Here is a 20308-nt window from a genome sequence, read left to right on the forward strand (position 1 = left end):
AACAGAAAAAGGGGAATCATGTCGCATGCAATGCCCGACCGGCTTCTGCCGGGCTCGCCGTATCCGCTCGGCGCAAGTTGGGATGGCCTCGGCGTCAACTTTGCAGTGTTCTCGGCGAATGCGCAAAAAATCGAGCTCTGCCTGTTCGATCCCACCGGCCGCAAGGAAATCCGTCGTTTCACCATGCCCGAATGTACCGACGAAGTCTGGCACGGCTACCTGCCGAATGCGCATCCGGGCACTGCCTACGGCTTTCGCGCGCATGGGCCGTATCAGCCGCACCACGGACATCGCTTCAACCCGCACAAGCTGCTGCTCGATCCGTATGCGCGCAAACTGGTCGGGCAATTTCGCTGGTCGGATGCGCTGTTCGGTTATCGCGTGCACTCGAATCGCGCCGACCTTTCCATCGACCGGCGCGATTCGGCGCCGGCCATGCCGAAATGCGTCGTGATCGACGAGGCGTTCGACTGGTCGCACGACAAGCGCCCGAACGTGCCGTGGGGCGAAACCATCATCTACGAAACGCATGTGCGCGGCGCGTCGATGCTGCGCGCCGAGCTGCGTCAGCACGAACGCGGCACGTTCGCGGCGCTGGCGTCGCCGGAGTTCATCGAGCATCTGCTGAAGCTCGGCGTGACCGCGGTCGAGCTGCTGCCGGTCCACGCGTTTCTCAACGATCGCTTCCTCGTGGAGCGCGGCCTGCGCAACTACTGGGGCTACAACAGCGCCGCGTTCTTCGCGCCTGAGCCCTCGTATCTGAGCACACACCGGCTCGACGAAATGCGCATTGCCGTGCGCCAGTTGCACGCGGCCGGCATCGAGGTGATTCTCGACGTGGTCTATAACCACACCTGCGAAGGCAACGAGATGGGCCCAACCGTGTCGTGGCGCGGCCTCGACAATGCCAGCTACTACCGCCTGATTCCAGGCGACGAGCGCCACCACATCAACGACACCGGTTGCGGCGACACGATGAACCTGCCGCATCCGCGCGTGCTGCAGATGGTGATGGACTCGCTGCGCTACTGGTCGACGGCATTCAATATCGACGGCTTTCGCTTCGATCTCGGCGTGACGCTCGGGCGCGAGCAGCACGGCTTCGATCCCGGCTCGGGATTTTTCGACGCGCTGCGCCAGGACCCGATCCTGTCGCAGCGCAAGCTGATTTCCGAGCCGTGGGACATCGGCCCCGGCGGCTATCAGCTCGGCAACCATCCCCCTGGCTTCGGCGAATGGAACGATCGTTTTCGCGACACCGTGCGCCGTTTCTGGCGCGGCGACGCTGGCTTGCGCCCCGATCTCGCCGCGCGTCTGACCGGGTCGGCCGACCTCTTCAACCGGCGCTTCAGGAAACCGTGGGCGTCGATCAACTTCGTCACGTCGCACGACGGCTTCACCCTAGCGGACCTCACCGCCTACGAGCAGAAGCACAACGAAGCGAATGGCGAAGACAACAACGATGGCCACAACGAGAATTGCAGCCGCAACTGGGGCGCGGAGGGGCCGACCGACGACCCCGTGGTTCTCGGCATGCGCAAACGCGTGGCGCGCTCGCTGATCGCCACGGTGCTGATGGCGCTCGGCACGCCGATGGTGCTGGCCGGCGACGAATCGCTGCGCACGCAGAACGGCAATAACAATGCGTACTGCCAGGACAACGAAATATCGTGGCTCGATTGGGAGCGCGCGGCGTCGGCGGACGGCCGCCAGATGACCGACTTCGTCGCGCGCGTGATCGCGTTGCGCAAGCATCATCCGTTGCTGCGCGAAACGCGGTTTCTGTTCGGCGACCGCGAAGTATTGCCGGGCCTGTTCGATGTCGGCTGGTTCGACGAGCACGGCGATCCGCTCACCATCGAAGCGTGGCAGGACCCCGAAGGCCGCGCATTCACATTACGTCGTGCGGGACCAGGTTTGAATGGCGAAACCGAAGTATTGTTGATGATGCTCAACGCGAACGAGGAAACACTGCGGTTTCAGCCACCCGCTCCTCATCTGGAATGGCACGTGCTGCTAGACACTGCAGAGCCGGATAGCGCGCCGCATCGGCTGGCGGTGGCCGAGGTCGAGGTGGCCGCGCACGGGCTCGTGATGCTGGCCGCGCAACCGGTCGGCGAGGCGGATTGGCAGGCGGGTTGGAAAGCCGGGGTGCAACATGGGCCGCGGCTCCTGACGGCATTGCCGCCCGATCCGGGCGCGCATGCGCCCAGCAGCGACACGTCGCCGAGCACTTGACGCCGGCAGTTGAGTAACGACGCGATGGCAGCCGCATCGCGGCACGAACAGCAAGCAGGACGGCACGCTCGGTCACGCGTGCGGTTTTGCGAACGCGCTCCGCGCGCACGACGCCATGCGCCACACGCGTGGCGCGGTTCGACAGCACATTCGAATGGTGAAGAATCATGTCCGAAACTCCGATTGATCCTCACGCGCATCATCACGCGCATTGCCTGCCGTTCAGCGCGCAGTTGCTCGGCGCGACGGGTTCGAAGCCGTGCACGCGGTTTCGTTTCTGGGCGCCGTCGTGCAAGAGCGTGCAGGTCGCTATCGAAAACGGTCCGGCGCAAGGCGCGCACGAGATGACGTCCACCGGCAACGGCTGGTTCGAAGCCACCGTGGAGGGCGGCGCAGGCACGCTGTACCGGTTCCGGCTCGACGGCGAGCAGGCAGTGCCTGATCCAGCCTCGCGCTTCCAGCCGCAGGACGTGCACGGTCCGAGCGAAGTCATCGATCCGCGCGCATACCATTGGGAACACACGAACTGGCATGGCCGGCCATGGGAAGAAACCGTGCTGTACGAGCTGCACGTGGGCGCGATGGGCGGCTATGCGGGCGTGCAGAAGCGCTTGCCGGCGCTCGTCGCGCTCGGCGTCACCGCGATCGAACTGATGCCGTTGAACGATTTCCCCGGCAAGCACAATTGGGGCTATGACGGCGTGCTGCCCTATGCGCCCGATTCCGCGTACGGCCGCCCCGAAGAACTGAAAGCGCTGATCGACACCGCGCACGGTCTGGGCCTGATGGTTTTTCTCGACGTGGTCTACAACCACTTCGGCCCGGACGGCAATTATCTGCACGCGTATGCACGTTCGTTTTTCCGCGAGGGTACGCATACGCCGTGGGGGCCGGCCATCGATTTCAGCCGCAGTGAAGTGAGCGATTTCTTCACGGACAATGCCGTCTACTGGATCAACGAATACCGGGTCGACGGTCTGCGTTTCGACGCGGTGCACGCGATAGACGATCACGCGTGGCTGCGCAACCTGTCCGAGCATATTCGCGCGAAGGTGCAGCATGGGCGGCATGTGCATCTGGTGCTGGAAAATGAGCACAACAGCGCGAGTCTGCTGGAAACGCATTTCGACGCGCAATGGAACGACGACGCGCACAACACGCTGCACGTCCTGCTGACCGGCGAAACGGAAGGCTACTACCACGCGTACGAGGATCAGCCGATCCGCCGTCTTGCGCGCGTGCTCTCGGAAGGCTTCGCATATCAGGGCGACCCGTCGCCGATTCACGACGGCAAACCGCGTGGTGAAGCGAGCGGGCATTTGCCGCCCACGTCGTTCGTGATGTTTCTGCAAAATCACGATCAGATCGGCAACCGCGCATTCGGCGAGCGGCTTCGCAAGCTGACTTCGGACGAGGCGTTGCGCGCCGCCACCGGCCTGTTGCTGCTGTCGCCGCAAATCCCGTTGCTGTTCATGGACGAGGAATATGGCTCGACGCAGCCGTTCCTGTTCTTCACCGATTACACCGGCGAACTCGCCGACGCCGTGCGCGAAGGACGCCGCCGCGAATTCGCGCGCTTCTCGTCATTCAGCGATGAAAAGCGGCGCGCGCAGATTCCCGATCCGAACGATGTGAAGACGTTCGCCGCATCGGTGCCGCCCGCGCTTGCACAAGCGCCTGCGCCAAGCGATGCCGATGCCGATGCCGATGCGAAAGACCGTCTCGACTGGATGCATTTCTACAAATCCGCGCTCGCCGTGCGCGCCAAACTGATCACGCCGCGTCTGAAACACAGCAAGGCGCTCGGCGCGAGCGTGCTGGCTGCGGCGAACGGCGGCGATGCGAACGCGCTGGTCGCCCGCTGGAAACTGGCCGACGGCGAGACCTTGTCGATCGCGCTGAATCTGTCGAAGGAAAACGTCGCGTTCGAGCACATGCCCGCCGGCAAGGTCATTTTCGAAACGCCACCGCGCGTGCGCGAGCAGATCGACGCCGGCGTGCTGCCGGCGCACACGTTCGTTGCATGGCTGAGCGGCGACGTGAGCGACTACGCCATCGGCCACGATGCCCGCATCGTGGGTCAACAGGAGCGCCACGCGTGACTACCCGACGCCCCGGCGACACGATCGCCACCCTCGCCACGCGCGCCGGCTTCGAAATCGAGTGGCAGGACGCGCACCATACGACACAGCATGTGCCCGAGAAGACCCTCGCGGTGCTGCTCGAACAGATGGGTCTGCCGTGCGGCAACGCCACGCAAATCCGTCACAGCAGCGCGGCTCTGGACGCCGAACTGTCGGGCCGCAAAATGCCGCCGCTGATGACCGCCGAGGTCGGGCGCGGCATCGCGCTGCACATCGCGGCGGTCAAGTCGGGCAGCCACTACCGGATCGAACTCGAAAGCGGCTCGATCATCGACGGCCGATTTTCCGCGCCCAAAGGCGAAGAGGCATTGCTCGCGCCGATCGACGAACCCGGCTATCACACGCTCGTCATCAACGAGCAACGCGTGACGCTGGCCATCGCGCCCTCGCGCTGCTACACCGTCGACGACGCGTGGCGCACGCTGCATCCCGACAACGCCACACCGACGCCGCCGTTGTGGGGTATCGCCGCGCAACTGTACGGCTTGCGGCGCAACGGTGACGGCGGCATCGGCGACTATTCGGCGCTCGCGCGTGTCGCCGTCGACAGCGCGCAGCGTGGCGCGCATGCGCTCGCCGTCAGTCCGACGCACGCGATGTTCAGCGCGGAGCCGAATCGCTTCAGCCCCTATTCGCCGTCGTCGCGCTTGTGGCTGAACGTCACGCATATCGACCCCGCCGCGGTGTTCGGCACGCACGCCGTGCGCGCCGCGCTCGACGCCGCTCAGGCCGGCGACGCCTGGGCGGCGCTCGAAGGTCTTCCGCTGATCGACTGGCCGAGCGCGGTCACGCTGAAGCTCAAGCTGTTGCGCGCGCTCTACGAACAATTCTGCACGCACGACCGGGCACAGGACACGCCGCGCGCGCTCGAATTCCACGGCTTCTGCGAGCGCGCCGGACGCGCCCTCGAAGACCACGCGCGCTTCGAAACGCTGCAAGCGCAGCAACTGGCGCAAGGCGGCGACGGACATTGGCGCAACTGGCCCGAAGCATTGCGCGATCCGCGCAGCCCGGAAGTCGAAGCTTTCGCCGACGCCAACCGTCACGAGGTCGATTTCCATCTGTTCCTGCAATGGCTCGCCGCGAAGGGTTTGTCACACGCGCAGCACGCGGCGCACGAAGCGGGCATGGCCGTCGGTCTCATCGCCGATCTCGCGGTGGGCTGCGACAGCGCCGGCAGTCACGCATGGTCGTATCGCGACGACATGCTGCAAGGCGTGTCGGTCGGCGCGCCGCCGGACCTGTTCAACCAGGCCGGCCAGGCGTGGGGCCTCACCACCTTCTCGCCGCGTGCGATGCGCACCCAGGGCTTCTCGGCGTTCATCGACATGCTGCGCGCCGCGTTCGCGCACGCGGGCGGCATCCGCATCGATCACATTCTCGGCCTGCGGCGCCTGTGGCTCGTGCCCGAAGGCGAGAGCGCGCGCAACGGCGCCTATCTGCGCTATCCGCTCGAAGACCTGCTGCGCCTGATCGCGCTCGAATCGTGGCGGCATCGCGCGATCGTGATCGGCGAGGATCTCGGCACCGTGCCGCCCGGTTTTCGCGAGCGGCTCGACGATCACGGCATCGCCGGGATTCGCGTGCTGTGGTTCGAGAGCGCGCACGACGGCAACGGTTTCAAGCCGCCGCAGGAGTGGGATCGCAACGCGGTCGGCACCACCACCACGCACGATCTGCCGACCGTGGCCGGCTGGTGGCGCGGCAGCGACATCACATGGCGCAACCGGATCGGGCAGACGATGGCACGCGCCGACCGTCGCGATCCCGAGCAGGCCGCCCAGGAGGAGCGCGCGGCCGACCGCGCCGCGCTGTGGCGCGCGTTCCAGCAAGCCGGCGTGGCCGCCCCGCAGGTGGGCCCGCCGCCGCCCGACAGCCCGCCGGTCGACGAAGCGCTGGCGTTCGTCGCGGCGACGCCCGGGCCACTCGTCACGTTTCCGCTCGAAGACCTGCTCGCGCTGATCGATCAACCGAACCTGCCCGGCTCGATCGACGAACATCCGAACTGGCGCCGCCGCATGAGCCTGCCGATAGACGAAATGTTCAACGACGGCGCCCTCGACGATCGCCTGCTGGCGGTGGATCGCGCGCGCCGTGCCGCGCCCCGTCCTTCCACCGTTGCCTCTGGCACTCCTCCGGAGCCTGATACGCCATGACCGCCCCGCGCTCCACGCTGCGCCTCCAGTTCCATCGAGGCTTCACGTTCGACGACGCCGCGCAGCACGTCGATTACTTCGCCGCGCTCGGCATCAGCCATGTGTACGCGTCGCCGATCACGACGGCCGAGCCGGGCTCGATGCACGGCTACGACACCGTCGACTACACCCAGGTCAGCGCCGAATGCGGCGGCGAGGCGGGCTTAAAGCGCCTCGTCGACAAACTGCGCGCGCACAACATGGGGCTGATCGTCGACACGGTGCCGAACCATATGGGTGTGGGCGGATCGAGCAACGCCTGGTGGCTCGATATCCTCGAGTGGGGGCGCCATAGCGCCTACGCGCGGCACTTCGACGTCGACTGGCATTCGCCCGACCCCGCGCTGCGCGGCAAGGTGCTGCTGCCCACGCTCGGCGCACCCTACGGCGACGAACTCGCGGCAGGCCGCATCGCACTGCGTTTCGCGGCCGCCAGCGGGCGTTTTTATATCGGCTACGGTCCGCATGTGTTTCCCGTATGCCCGATCGACTACGCGTCGATCCTGCAAAGCGCCGACCGCGCCGATTTGAGCGCGCTCGCCGAACGCTTCCACGGACTGACGACGCAGCCCACCGATCAGCCGCGCGCCGCCGAAGGGCGTGACGAACTGCGCGAGTTCGTCACGCAAAACGGCGAGTCGGCCATCGAGTTCGTGTTGCAGGCGTATGCGCCCGAAGACCCGGTCACGCGTGACCGCTTGCATCGGCTGATCGAGCGGCAGCACTTCCGGCTTGCATGGTGGCGCACCGCCTCCGATGAAGTGAACTGGCGGCGCTTCTTCGATATCTCGACGCTGGCGGGTGTGCGGGTGGAACGGCCCGAAGTGTTCGACGCCGTGCATGCGCTGGTTTTCCGGCTGTATCAGGAACGACTCGTGGACGGCTTGCGCATCGATCACATCGACGGTCTCGCCGAGCCGCGTGAATACTGCCAGCGCTTGCGACAGCGGCTCACCGAACTGCGCGACACCGCGCCCTATGTGGTGGTCGAAAAGATTCTCGGCCGCGGCGAGCCGCTGCGCGACGACTGGCCCGTCGACGGTACGACCGGCTACGACTTCATGAACGACGTGGGCGCCTTGCTGCACGATCCGGCCGGCGCGGAACCGCTCGCGCGGACCTGGGCCGAACTCACCGGCCGCAGCCCGTGTTTCGCGGACGAAGCGCTCGCCGCGCGCCGCAAGATTCTCGCGGAGAACCTCTCGGCGGAACTGGACCGCGCGGCGCGGGCGTTGCATCGTATCGCCCGCGATTCGCTGACGACGCGCGACTTCACCTTCACCACGTTGCGCCGCGTGCTGGCCGAACTGGTCGTGCATTTCCCGGTGTATCGGATCTATCCGCAAAGCGGCTTGCGCAGCGCTGCCGACAACCACGATTTCGAGCAGGCGCTAGCCGGCGCACGAGCGGTGCTGTCGCGCGCGGATCATGTCGCGTTGGAGCGCGTGAACGCGTGGCTCGGCGGCAGTGCCGACGACACGCCGCCCACGCGCGCCGGCATAGCACCGCAGCAAGCACAGAACGGTGTGCCGCCGAGTCATGCGAACTCCTCGCGGCGCACTGCGCAGACGTTGTTTTCGCAGTTGACCGCGCCGGTCGCCGCGAAGGCGATCGAAGATACGGCGTGCTATCGCTACGGCCGATTGCTGTCACGCAACGAAGTGGGCTCGAATCCGGGCGAATTCGCATTGTCGGTCGAGCAGTTTCATGCGGCGAATCTCGAACGTTCGCAACGCTTTCCGCACGCCCTCCTCGCCACGGCGACGCACGATCACAAGCGCGGCGAAGACGTGCGCGCGCGACTCGCGGTGTTGAGCGAAATCGCCGACGATTGGGGCGCGACGCTGCGTGCATGGTCCACGTTGAACGCGCCGCAACGGCGAGCGCTCGACGGCAAGCCGATCAGCACCGTCGGCCCTGGCCGGGGCGCAAGCGCCGCGTGGGCGCCCGGCCCCGCCGCCGAAGCGATGCTGTATCAAACGCTGGTGGGCTGCTGGCCGCCGGAACTGCAGGCGGACGACGAAGCCGGCGTCAAGGCACTGGCCGAGCGCGTCGCGCAATGGCAGTTGAAGGCACTGCGTGAAGCGAAGCTGCAAACCAGCTGGCTCGCACCCGACGAAGCGTATGAAGCCGGCTGCCGCGATTTTCTGTTCGACATTCTGGCGCCGCAGCGGCGCGACGGATTTCTGAAGGAACTGTCCGCGTTCGTCGCGCGAATCAGCCGCGCGGGCGCGCTCAATAGCTTGCAGCAAACGGTGTTGCGACTCGCATCGCCTGGGATTCCCGATCTTTATCAGGGCACCGAGTTATGGGACTTCAGCCTCGTTGACCCAGACAACCGGCGGCCTGTCGATTTCGCCAAACGCGAGGCATGGCTCGTCGAGACGCCGCCATCTGAATTCCTGCCGAACTGGCGCAATGGACGCGTGAAACTCGCGGTCATACAACGGGTGCTCGCGTTGCGCGCGCATCTGCCGGAGTTGCTGAGTCAGAGCATGTATCTGCCGCTCGTGGTGCGCGGGGCGCATGCATCGAATGCGATCGCGTTTGCGCGGCGGCATGGCAACGCATGGGCAGTGGTGGTAGCGAGCCGGCTCGCCGCCGGACTGCTCGGCGACGACGGCGATCTGCCGATGGTCGATCCGGCGAAATGGGCGGATACGGCGGTGGAAATGCCGTCCGATCTGTCAGCGCGAGCGTTGTTCGACTGGCTGAGTCCGGCCGCGCCGAAGGTCGATGAAAACGGCCTGCTGTATCTGCGCGACGCGCTGGCGGCGATGCCGATTGCGGTGCTGGTCGAAGACGGTGTGCCGCGCGGTTGATGGTGTGTGTTCTTCGAATCGAAGGCGGTTGAAGCGTCCGTACTTCAACCGCCTTCGTCGTCGAAGCTCTTCGGATAGACGCGCACGAGCACGATGCGCGGCCCTTTCATCTTCTTGACCACCACGTCGAAGCGGTCGAACTCCACGCGCTGGCCTTCGGTAGGCAGATCGTTCAGCGCCTGGATCACGAGACCGCCCACCGACTCGGCCTTGCCCTCGTCGATATCGATCCCCAACGCGCGCTCCAGCGACACCACCGGCAAGCTGCCCTTGCCCATCAGCGTGCCGTCGTCCATGCGGGTCCAATCGGCGTCACCCTGACGGAATTCGTCGTGAATCTGACCGACCAGTGCGCCCAGCAGATTGTCGAGCGTCAGAAAGCCGATCGGCTTCGCGTTCTTGTGGCCGACCAGCGCCAGATGCGGCGCGCCCTTGCGGAAGCGGCGAAACAATTCGAGCGCCGGCATATCCGGCTTCACGTATTGCACGGGCCGCGTGTAGTGCGAGAGATCTTCGAGCGTGCTGCCGGCCTGACGCGCGAGCAACAGATCCTTCAAATGGATCATGCCCGCCACGCGCTCGCCCGACGCGTCTTCGAACAGCGGATAGCGGCTGAAGCGATGCCGCGCCACCAGTTGCATGTTTTCGCGGATCGGCAGATCGCGCCGCAAGCCGACCATTTCATAGGCCGGCCGCATCAGGTCCGACACAGTCATGCGCGAAAAGTCCAGCGAATGCGCGATCGTGTTCCACTCGTCCTGGCTGTAGGCGTCCTCCGGCGACCCGCGTCCGGTCGCGACGTTGGCGCGGCGGCCGCGCAGGATCAGCTTGAGTTCGTCGGTGGAGTAATGGGAATCGTGGCCGTGGTCGGCGTCGAGTCCCGCGAGCCGCAGCACCGCGTTGGCGCTCGAATTGAGCACCCAGATCGCCGGATACATCGCCCAGTAGAAGGCGTACAGCGGCATCGCCGCCCACAGCGACACCTTCTCCGCCTCGCGAATGGCCAGCGACTTCGGCGCGAGTTCGCCCACCACGATATGCAGGAACGAAATGCACGAAAACGCGAAGAACAGCGAAATGGCATGGACCATCCGCTCCGATTCGACGCCGACGAATTGGAGCAGCGGCGAGATCAATCCCGCAAATGCGGGCTCGCCGATCCAGCCGAGCCCGAGCGACGCAAGCGTAATGCCGAGCTGACAGGCGGACAGATAGGCATCGAGCCGCCCATGCACCTTGGCGAGCAAGCGTCCGCGCAGGCCGTGCCGGGTCGCGAGGCTTTGCACGCGCGTCTGCCGCAGTTTGACCAGACCGAACTCGGCGGCGACGAAAAAGCCGTTGAGGGCAACGAGAAACAACGCACCGATAAGGGCGACGACCTGAATCAAAGCAAGGGGCTCCGGCAACAAAAGTTGTCAGTATAGAGGGTGAAAGCTCGATGAAAAGTTAATCGAATGCAAGAAGCCGGAGCCGCGCGCTCACTTCTGCGCCGTCGCGCTCAGCGGTACACGCAGCGCGAGCGTGCCCGCTTCGCCGTCGCTTGCGTCGCTTTGCTCGAAACTGCCGCCGTGCGCTTCCGCAACGCGCTTGCAGAGCGCGAACACCCACGCGATCCGCTTCGCCTCACGCGGCTCGACGGCCTGCTTGCGGGCAAATGCTTCCAGGACGTGCGGCAACGCGACGTCGTTCAACGCGGCTTCGTTCGTCTCGTAGTTGACCGTGGTGTGCCACGCGCCCGGCTCGGCGCGCGTGCTCAGCGTGACAGCGCCACCTTCCGCGCTCGCTTCGACGGCGAACGTGAGCATCACCCACAGTGCGGCGGCAAGGCGCTCGCGGTCGCCATTCAGTTGCTCGGTGGAAAGTTGCGAGTCGAGAGTGATCTCCACGCCGCGCGTACGCGCGAGGTTCGTGCGGACTTCGTCGATGGTTTCGTCGAGCAGCGGATGCAATGGAAACGGCGCATAGGCGAGCGCCAGCGATCTGGTTTCGGCGCGCGTCGCGTCGACGATCGTTTCGAGCAGCTTCACCTGCTGATCCACGCCGCTACGGATACCCGCGACGGCGCGCTGCGCGTTGGGGTCGTTCGCATCGAGCTTGCGCTCCAGCACGTAAGCCCAGCTATGAATGGCATTCAACGGACCACGCAGATCGTGCGATACCAGCGACAGCACGTGATCGCGCATGAATAGCGCGGTTTCGGCGCGCAGACGCGCGGTGCGTTCGGATACGGCGAAGCCGGAAGGAGCCGGCTGCGTGCCCCCGGCAGTCCCGGTTGAAGACGTTGTCACGATCGAGCCCTCTCAGGCAGTGCTGGGTGATTGAAAGAAGCCCCATTATAGGCAAGCTGTCCGGCTCGACCAGCCTGGCCGGACGGCCAGGTACGACGCAATCGGCGTGCCACGCGGCATTCCTGCGCGATGCGGCGTCAACACGCCTACAATGTCGGTTTTTACGTTTTTGACCAAGGAGCGACACATGTCGACTGTGACTACCGAATCCGGCCTGAAGTACGAAGACATCGTTGAAGGCACCGGCGCCGAAGCGGTGGCAGGCAAGACCATCAGCGTGCACTACACCGGCTGGCTGACCGACGGCCAGAAGTTCGACTCGAGCAAGGACCGCAACGACCCGTTCGCTTTCGTATTGGGCGGCGGCATGGTCATCAAGGGCTGGGACGAAGGCGTGCAAGGCATGAAGGTCGGCGGCACGCGCAAGCTGACCATCCCGCCGCAACTCGGCTACGGCGTGCGCGGCGCGGGCGGCGTGATTCCGCCGAATGCGACGCTCGTGTTCGAAGTCGAACTGCTCGGCGTTTAAGCGCTTCGTTGTTTTTGTCGTTGCGCATCGTCGACCGGTCACCGCCATGAGTCACGCCGCCGTCACTGCTCCTAACGTTTCGCTTCGCCGCTACGGCGCGATCGAAGCGTCGGACGTGCACGACTTTCATCAGGTCGTGCTCGGACTCGACGGCGCGATGGTGATGGCGGTCGACGGCGTCGCGCAGCAGATCGACGCCGGCTGCGCATGGCTGATCCCGGCGGGTGCACGGCACGATTACGCGGGGGTCGGCGAAAACCGGCAGCTGGTACTGGATTTGCCGGCTAGCTCGCTCGCCGTGCCGGAACGTTTGTTCGATCGCGCACGCGCCGTGAGTGTCGACGCGACGCTCACGCAACTCGTGCACCGGATCGCGGCGCACGCAACCGGCGGCGCGCAAGGAGACGACTTCGACAGCCGGCGTTTCCATTGGGATGCAGCCGCGCGTCTCGGCGCTGCGTTGGTGGCCGACACCGGCACGACGGCCGGCAGGCAAACAGTTGGCGCCGGTCTCGACTTCGCGCGGATCGATCGCTGGCTGCGCGCACATCTGTCGGAGCCATTGCGGATCGCCGATCTCGCCGCGCATTGCGGTTTCGGCATGCGGCGCTTTCACCAGCTTTTTGTCGACGCGTTCGGCGAAACGCCGCATCGCTATTTGCAGCGACTGCGACTCGACACGTCGATCACGCTGCTCGCGGACCCGCGTCTTTCGTTGACCGATATCGCGCTGGACATCGGCTTCGGCGACCAAAGCGCGTACACGCATGCGTTCACGCGGCGCTTTGGGCTTGCACCCGGTCAGTGGCGCGCGTTGCGCCACTGAGTTTCGTTGCGCGAGCCGCCTGACAGTGCGGCCCGCTCATGCGGTTGGCAAAAGCGCCGCTACGACCGGCGCTCTTGCGACAAGCGCAACTCAACCCGCCAGACCTCGCTCCAGATCACCGCGAATATCCGCGTCATTTTCCAGACCCACGGCAAGACGGATCAAGCCTTCACTGATGCCCGCCGCCGCGCGCGCTTCCGGCGTCACGCGACCGTGAGTGGTGGTGGCCGGATGCGTGATGGTCGTACGCGTATCGCCGAGGTTGCCGGTGATCGAGCAGATCTTCGTGTTGTCGATCACGCGCCAGGCGTTCTCGCGCATCTGCTCGGGCGTATCGCCCTTCAGCTCGAACGACAGAATCGCGCCGCCCGACTTCTGCTGACGCATCGCCAGTGCATGCTGCGGATGCGATTCGAGCCCGGGATAGAACACGCGATTCACGGCCGGATGCGTCTGCAGCCAGCGCGCGATTTCAAGCGCGTTCGCCGATTGCTTTTCCACCCGCAGCGACAGCGTTTCCATGCCCTTGAGCAGCACCCATGCGTTGAACGCGGAGAGCGTCGGCCCTGCGCTGCGCACGAACGGAAACACTTTTTCCATGATGAATTTCTTCGAGCCGACCAGCGCGCCGCCCAACACCCGGCCCTGACCGTCGAGGAATTTGGTGGCCGAGTGCATCACGACGTCCGCGCCGAGCTTCAACGGCTGTTGCAATGCCGGACTGCAGAAACAGTTGTCGACCACGAACAGTGCGTTCGCCGCTTTCGCAATCTTGCTGATCGCTTCGATATCGGAGACTTCGGTCAGCGGATTCGACGGCGTTTCGAGGAAGAACATCTTCGTCTCGGGGCGCACGGCGTTTTTCCACGCGTCGAGATTGGTCGGATCGACGAAGGTGGTCGTAATGCCGAACTTGCTGAAGATCTGCGAGAACATGCCGAGCGTCGAGCCGAACAGCGCCTGCGAGCTCACCAGGTGGTCGCCCGCCTGCAGCGTGGACATCACCACGGACATGATCGCGGCCATCCCCGAGGCTGTCGCCATGCACGCTTCGCCGCCTTCGAGCGCGGCGAGGCGGTCCTGGAACATCGACACGGTCGGGTTCGTGAAACGCGAGTAGGTGTAGTTGTCTTCGGAGTTCTTGAAGCGCTCGGCGGCGTCCGCGGCACTCGCGAACACGAAGCTCGAGGTCAGGAAGATGGCTTCCGAATGCTCGTTGAAGTCGCTGCGCACCGTGCCCGAGCGGACTGCCAGCGTATCGAAGTTCAGGGAGTCGTCCATGATGTTGGTTCTGGTTCCAATGTTCGATGGCTGCGTTCGGCGCGGCTCGCCTGTGAAGCCATGCGCGACGCCAAACGGCAGCAACAAAAAAGCCCGCTTTTGCGTCGGCATAAGCGGGCTTCATGTGCGGGGAAAGCTGGAGCGGAGGCGGGTGAGTGCGGCTTTTCCACCTGTCGCTTTAGCTGTTTCGGGTTGCCCCGCGTCCGCAAGCTGAGATCAAATCGACGCAAGCCGTCATGCTAACACGCACGTAGCATGGCGTGCAGCACGCCGCGCTACGGGAGCGGTCGAGCAAACCGCGCTCAACCTACCGACAGTTGCAGATGCAGTTGCGAACGCGCCGGCGTGCCGCCGTCGATTGCTTCGCTCGCGGCGTCGCGATCCGATTGCGACGACGGTGCGAGACGCGCGGTTTCGATGCGGTCGAGATACTCGGTCGTCACGTCGCCGGTCACGTAATTGCCGTCGAAGCACGATGCCTCGAACTCATGCAGCGCCGGGTTGATGTCGCGCACCGCCTGCTTCAGCGCATCCACGTCCTGGTACACGAGGTGGTCCGCGCCGATCATGCGCGCGACTTCATCGTCTGTGCGGCCGTGAGCGACGAGTTCACCGCGCGTCGGCATGTCGATGCCGTAGACGTTCGGGAATTTCACCGGCGGCGCCGCCGACGCGAAAATCACCTTGTTCGCGCCCGCATCGCGCGCCATCTGCACGATTTCGTGCGAGGTGGTGCCGCGCACGATCGAATCGTCGACGATCAGCACGTTCTTGCCCTTGAACTCGATGCCCATCGCGTTCAGCTTCTGGCGCACTGACTTCTTGCGCACCGCCTGGCCCGGCATGATGAAGGTACGGCCCACGTAACGGTTCTTGAAGAAGCCTTCACGGTACTCGACGCCCAGCTTCTTCGCGACCTGCATCGCGGCCGGCCGGGACGAATCGGGAATCGGCATCACGACGTCGATCGCGACGTCGGGCAGTTCACGCTTGATCTTCTCGGCGAGATAATCGCCCATGCGCAGACGCACGTTGTAGACCGGCACGCCATCGAGCACCGAGTCCGGGCGCGCGAGATACACCAGTTCGAAAATGCAGGGATTCAGGCTCGGGGCCTTCGCGCATTGCTGCGAGTGCAGCTTGCCGTCGATGTCGATGAAGATCGCTTCGCCCGGTGCCACGTCGCGCACGAACTCGAAGCCAATGCCTTCGATAGCCACCGATTCCGACGCCAGCATCCACTCGACGCCTTCCGTCGTTTCCAGCTTGCCGAGGCACAGCGGACGGATGCCGAAGGGGTCGCGGAAGCCCAGCAGTCCGTAACCGGCGATCAGCGAGACGATCGCATACGAACCCCGCACCCGGCGATGCACGCCCGACACGGCGTTGAATAGCGCGGCCGGATCGAGTTGCAGGCCGGAGCTAGCCAGCTGCAGTTCGTGCGCGAGCACGTTGAGCATGACTTCCGTGTCGGAATTGGTGTTGATATGGCGCCGATCGATGCGGAACATCTCATCTTTTAGTTGCTGCCAGTTGGTCAGGTTGCCGTTGTGCGCGAGGATGATGCCGAACGGCGCGTTCACGTAGAACGGCTGGGCTTCTTCTTCGCTCGACGCCGAACCGGCGGTCGGGTAACGGACCTGGCCGATGCCGGTGGTGCCGGGCAGGCTGCGCATGTTGCGCGTGCGGAACACGTCGCGCACCATGCCGTTGGCCTTGTGCATGTGGAAGTTGCTGCCGTCCGCTGTCGCGATGCCGGCGGCGTCCTGACCGCGATGCTGCAAGAGCAGCAGGCTGTCATAGATCAGCTGATTGACCGGAGAGTGGGAAACTACGCCTACGATGCCGCACATGGCATGTCCTTCAAAGGTACGAAATTCGTCGTGGCGACCGGTGCCTGCGTTAGCGAGCCCCCAAGGGGACTTCCTTCGGGGCGTACGCGATGTTTTGCGACGGTGCGCGCTGTTACGCTAGGGCAGCCGGTTTGCGCCGGAGTCCTGCCGGTTCCTCTAACCGCTTGCCTGATCGTCAAACACGGACGTAGGCGGCAAGCGTCTCGGGAAGCAGCGGTTTCATTACGTGCACGCCCTCGACCGCATAAGGCCGCAGCAGGGCGTTGCGCCAGAATTCCTGTTGGGGTAGCTCGGTCAAGCCTGCAAGGGCGACCAGAACCAGCACCAGAATGACCCCGCGTACGAGGCCGAACATCAAACCGAGCGAGCGGTCCACGCCGCCCAGGCCCGTAGCCTGCACGATGCGGCTCAGCAGCGCGCTCACCACGCTCGTCACGAGCACCACCCCGATCACCACCAGCGCGAACGCCAGTAGCCACTGGGTCAATGCGCCGCCGGGCCAATGCGACGGGATATACGGCACCACGTAACCGACAAACTCGCAGGCAATGAAGAACGCCGCGATCCAGCCGATCAGCCCGAATATCTCCGACAAGAAACCGCGCCACGTGCCGCGCAACGCCGACAAACCGATCACCGCCATTACAGCGTAGTCGAAGGCAGTGAACATCGCTCGCTTACTGCGCTGCGCCGTTGTTCGCGCCCGACGTCAGGCCGACCTCGCGAACTTTCGCAATTGCGGCGGATGCTGCCGCCCGATCGGCGAACGGGCCAGCGCGCAGCAGCGTCAGCGTCGTGCCGTCTGCCTGCTTGCGATGTTCGGTATATGCGGGCACGCCAGCCGCTTTCAACTTGGTTACCCAGTTGCGCGCGTTGGCATCGTTCGCGAACGCGCCGAGCTGAACCGCGAAACGGCTGCCAGCCGGCGATGCCGGCGTGCCCGAATTCGCGTCCGCACTGGCGGCGGCGTTGTTTATCTCGTCATCGCTGGGGGCTGCGGCGCGCGGAGCGGGCGTGCGGACCGCCGGCTTGGCCGGCGCCGCGGGCGCAGCCGGGGCCGTATTCGCGGCGACGGCCGGTGCGGTCGCCTGCGGTTTTGCCGTCGGCGTAGCGTTGGCGTTGGCGGTTGCGTTCGGCTTGGTCGCGCCGGGCTGCTCCGTCTTCGCGGTAGGCGCCGGCGCGAGGCTGGAAGCGGCAAGAGTCGGCTCAGTAGCGGTCGGGTTGTCCGGTGCGACGCCGGCCTGGGTGTCTTCGGGGCTCTTATGAGCGACCCTCGGCGCGGGACGGTTCGGAATGTCGATGGAAATGTCGTCGGTAACGGGCTTGGGATGCGAGTCCAGCACCATGGGCAGGATGATCACCGCCGCCACGACCAGCGCGATCGCCCCGACCAGCCGGCGCCGCGCCCGCTGCTTTTCCGGCAACGTAGGGTCGAGCAGCATCGCGTCGGCGTCGACAGTGCGCTCCGTGCGGCGGGTTCGCCGCTCCACACGCTCGCCGCGGGCAGCCCGGGTGGAACTGGTGTTTGCGCCGCGCCGGGTGGGCGCGTCGTCTTTCTTGCCGAACGAGAAAATTCCCATGAATCGCTTGGTTCGAGCCTGGCGCCCGTTCAGTGTTGCTGCGATTTGCGGTACGCCATGACGCCGGCTACCGTATAGAAGCTGCCGAAAACCACGATTCTATCATTCTCTGACGCTCGTTTTAGCGCGTCTTGGAAAGCCTCGGCGGGCGACGCGTAGCGCGTCACGCTGCTGTCGGCGCCCGCGCCCGCACCCTGCTCGCGCAAGGCCGTTTCGAGATCTTCCGCCGACGCCGCCCGCGGGGTCGGCAGATCGGTCACGCACCAATGGTCGACCTCGCCTTTCAGGTGACTCAGGATGCCGGCAATGTCCTTGTCGCGCATCGCGCCGAACACCGCGTAGGTGTACGGAAAAAAGCCCATGTTGCCGAGGTTTTGCGCCAGCACGGCGGCTGCATGCGGATTGTGACCGACGTCCAGCACGATGGCCGGTTTGCCGGGCAGCACCTGGAAACGTCCCGGCAGTTCCACGTTGGCAAGACCGAGCCGGATGTCCTGCGCCGACACCGGCAGACGGTCGCGTAGCGCTTCGAGAGCAGCCAGCGCCGCCGACGTGTTGATCAGCTGGTTCGCCCCGCGCAGCGCCGGATAGGCGAGCGCCGAACGCCGCATGCTCGGGCCGACATAGCTCCACTGCTGGCGCTCGCTGCCCGCCTGGCCTTCGTAGCGGAAATCGCGGCCGAAGAGCCACAGTTCGGCGCCAATCTTCTCAGCGTGATCGATCAGCGATTGCGGCGGTACCGGGTCCGCGCAGATTGCCGGCTTGCCTGAGCGGAAAATGCCGGCCTTTTCAAGCGCGATCTTCTCGCGCGTGTCGCCGAGATAATCCGTGTGATCGATATCGATGCTCGTGATGATCGCGCAGTCTGTATCGAGGATATTGACCGCGTCGAGGCGGCCGCCCAGACCAACTTCGAAAATCACCGCGTCCAGCCCGCGCGAAGCGAACAGGCTCATGATGGCAAGCGTCGTAAATTCGAAGTACGTCAGAGAGACCGGCTCGGCGAGGCTCATACGCGCGGCTTCGACGGCTTCGAAGTGCGGGAGCAATTCCACGTCGCTAGCCATTGCGCCGTTCACCCTCGCCCGCTCGTTGAACGACAGCAGGTGCGGCGACGTGTGGCACCCCACCGTGAAACCGGCGCGCAGCAGAATGGATTCGAGGATCGCGCACGTCGACCCCTTGCCGTTCGTGCCACCGACCGTAATGACTGGACAGGCAAACGATAGCTGCATCGCGTCGCGTACCTGGGAGATGCGGCCCAAACCCATGTCGATGCCGACCGGATGCGCGGATTCAAGGTGCGTGAGCCACGCGTCGAGGGTGGGGAATGTGGTCATCGAATGAATCTGTTAGGCAGTGATACGAATGGCGCGGGTTTGCGGCTGCGGCCGTCAAAGCGTAGCGTGCCGGGCGCTTTATGCGCAGAAAACCGGCTAGAACAACCACAGCAACCGTCGCTGCGCTGCGAGACCGTAATTATCCCGGAAATGACAGCGCGCCGCTTGATGACTCACGCGGCGCGCTATTTTTTGACTGCTTTGTCAGCCGCGCACGGTGCGTTTCGCACAATAGCGCGGGCAGTCGGCCGTTCTACTTCGTGCGGCCTTTGCTTAAGCGACCGCGTCCGCCGGCTGGTGGCTCAACAGCGCCAACAATTGCGCGATCTCTTCGCGCAGCTTGCGGCGATCGACGATCATGTCGACCGCGCCCTTCGTCAGCAGGAACTCGGCGCGCTGAAAGCCTTCCGGCAGCTTCTCACGCACCGTTTGCTCAATCACGCGCGGGCCGGCAAAGCCGATCAGCGCCTTCGGCTCGGCAATCACGACGTCGCCGAGAAACGCAAAACTCGCCGACACGCCGCCCATGGTCGGGTCGGTCAGCACGGAGATGAACGGCAGCTTGGCTTCGGCGAGCTTGGTCAGCATGGCCGTGGTCTTGGCCATCTGCATCAGCGACAACAAGCTTTCCTGCATCCGCGCGCCGCCCGAAGCGGTGAAGCAGATGAACGGCACTTTCTGTTCGAGCGCGTTCTGCGCGCCGCGCGCAAAGCGCTCGCCGACCACCGACCCCATCGAGCCGCCCATGAAGGAAAACTCGAAGCAGGCAACCACCACCGGCAGCGTATGGATCGCGCCGCCCATGACGACCATTGCATCGGTTTCGTCGGTGTCGTCCATCGCCTCTTTCAGGCGCTCCGGGTACTTGCGGCTGTCCTTGAACTTCAGTGCATCGACCGGGACGATTTCCTGGCCGATTTCGTAGCGGCCTTCAGCATCGAGCAGACCGTCGAGCCGCTCACGCGCGCCAATGCGCATGTGATGGTCGCACTTCGGGCAAACGTGCAGATTGGCCTCGACGTCGTTGCGGTACAGCACGGCTTCGCACGATGGGCACTTGATCCACAGGCCTTCCGGAATGCCCTTGCGGTTCTTCGGGTCGGTTTGCTTGATTTTCGGCGGCAGCAGCTTATCGAGCCAGCTCATATTGAATCCTTCTGGGTCAGCGGTTGCGCAAACGGCGGGACGAACCCGCCGCTCACACTACGCGAC

The 20308-nt window shown here is 64.9% G+C and carries 14 protein-coding genes; 6 read left to right on the top strand and 8 right to left on the bottom strand.

Going from position 1 to position 20308, the window contains the following annotated elements:
* Nucleotides 1–18: 18 nt before the first annotated feature.
* The 4 genes from glgX (at nt 19) to treY (ending at nt 9399) form a co-directional block, all read left to right on the top strand.
* The gene (glgX, locus tag HV770_RS31985) at nt 19–2238 is read left to right on the top strand and encodes a glycogen debranching protein GlgX (RefSeq protein ID WP_175165500.1); all 2220 of its coding nucleotides are present in this window, start codon (nt 19–21) and stop codon (nt 2236–2238) included.
* Nucleotides 2239–2405: 167 nt separating this feature from the next.
* Complete coding sequence (gene treZ / locus HV770_RS31990) at nt 2406–4340, top strand: malto-oligosyltrehalose trehalohydrolase (RefSeq protein ID WP_175165501.1); 1935 nt, start codon at nt 2406–2408, stop codon at nt 4338–4340.
* Nucleotides 4337–6538, top strand: coding sequence for a 4-alpha-glucanotransferase (gene malQ / locus HV770_RS31995; RefSeq protein WP_175165502.1), 2202 nt, complete (start codon nt 4337–4339; stop codon nt 6536–6538). Before treZ ends, malQ begins: the two co-directional genes overlap by 4 nt.
* A complete protein-coding gene (gene treY / locus HV770_RS32000; RefSeq protein WP_175165503.1) occupies nt 6535–9399 on the top strand; it encodes a malto-oligosyltrehalose synthase in 2865 nt (954 codons plus the stop codon). Before malQ ends, treY begins: the two co-directional genes overlap by 4 nt.
* Nucleotides 9400–9443: 44 nt before the next feature.
* On the opposite strand, the gene HV770_RS32005 is transcribed toward treY, so the two are convergent.
* Nucleotides 9444–10787 (bottom strand): hemolysin family protein, encoded by a 1344-nt coding sequence (locus HV770_RS32005; RefSeq protein WP_175165504.1) that lies wholly within the window; start codon nt 10785–10787, stop codon nt 9444–9446.
* 90 nt (nt 10788–10877) lie between these two features.
* Nucleotides 10878–11687 (bottom strand): sensor histidine kinase, encoded by an 810-nt coding sequence (locus HV770_RS32010; RefSeq protein WP_175165505.1) that lies wholly within the window; start codon nt 11685–11687, stop codon nt 10878–10880.
* A gap of 187 nt (nt 11688–11874) precedes the next feature.
* Here HV770_RS32010 and HV770_RS32015 point away from each other — a divergent pair, with 187 nt between their 5' ends.
* Together HV770_RS32015 and HV770_RS32020 are read left to right on the top strand one after the other, a co-directional pair.
* On the top strand, nt 11875–12216 hold the full coding sequence (locus tag HV770_RS32015) for an FKBP-type peptidyl-prolyl cis-trans isomerase (RefSeq protein ID WP_175165506.1): 342 nt from the start codon (nt 11875–11877) through the stop codon (nt 12214–12216).
* Nucleotides 12217–12262: 46 nt separating this feature from the next.
* Nucleotides 12263–13042, top strand: coding sequence for an AraC family transcriptional regulator (locus tag HV770_RS32020; RefSeq protein ID WP_175165507.1), 780 nt, complete (start codon nt 12263–12265; stop codon nt 13040–13042).
* A gap of 90 nt (nt 13043–13132) precedes the next feature.
* Here the strand turns inward: HV770_RS32020 and HV770_RS32025 are convergent, their stop codons facing one another.
* The 6 genes from HV770_RS32025 to accD all read right to left on the bottom strand — a co-directional run bounded on the left by HV770_RS32025 (nt 13133) and on the right by accD (nt 20242).
* Nucleotides 13133–14323 (bottom strand): O-succinylhomoserine sulfhydrylase, encoded by a 1191-nt coding sequence (locus HV770_RS32025; RefSeq protein ID WP_175165508.1) that lies wholly within the window; start codon nt 14321–14323, stop codon nt 13133–13135.
* A 302-nt stretch (nt 14324–14625) separates the two neighbouring features.
* A complete protein-coding gene (gene purF / locus HV770_RS32030; RefSeq protein WP_175165509.1) occupies nt 14626–16176 on the bottom strand; it encodes an amidophosphoribosyltransferase in 1551 nt (516 codons plus the stop codon).
* A 175-nt stretch (nt 16177–16351) separates the two neighbouring features.
* Entirely contained in the window at nt 16352–16846 is a 495-nt protein-coding gene (locus tag HV770_RS32035; protein WP_175165510.1) for a CvpA family protein, read from the bottom strand.
* Nucleotides 16847–16853: 7 nt separating this feature from the next.
* Complete coding sequence (locus tag HV770_RS32040; RefSeq protein ID WP_175165511.1) at nt 16854–17756, bottom strand: SPOR domain-containing protein; 903 nt, start codon at nt 17754–17756, stop codon at nt 16854–16856.
* A 29-nt stretch (nt 17757–17785) separates the two neighbouring features.
* The gene (folC, locus tag HV770_RS32045) at nt 17786–19096 is read right to left on the bottom strand and encodes a bifunctional tetrahydrofolate synthase/dihydrofolate synthase (protein ID WP_175165512.1); all 1311 of its coding nucleotides are present in this window, start codon (nt 19094–19096) and stop codon (nt 17786–17788) included.
* Between the two features lie 273 nt (nt 19097–19369).
* Nucleotides 19370–20242 (bottom strand): acetyl-CoA carboxylase, carboxyltransferase subunit beta, encoded by an 873-nt coding sequence (accD, locus tag HV770_RS32050; RefSeq protein ID WP_175165513.1) that lies wholly within the window; start codon nt 20240–20242, stop codon nt 19370–19372.
* Between the last annotated feature and the right edge of the window lie 66 nt (nt 20243–20308).

Origin of the sequence: Paraburkholderia fynbosensis (genome assembly GCF_902859935.1) — a bacterium.
Lineage (GTDB): Bacteria > Pseudomonadota > Gammaproteobacteria > Burkholderiales > Burkholderiaceae > Paraburkholderia > Paraburkholderia fynbosensis.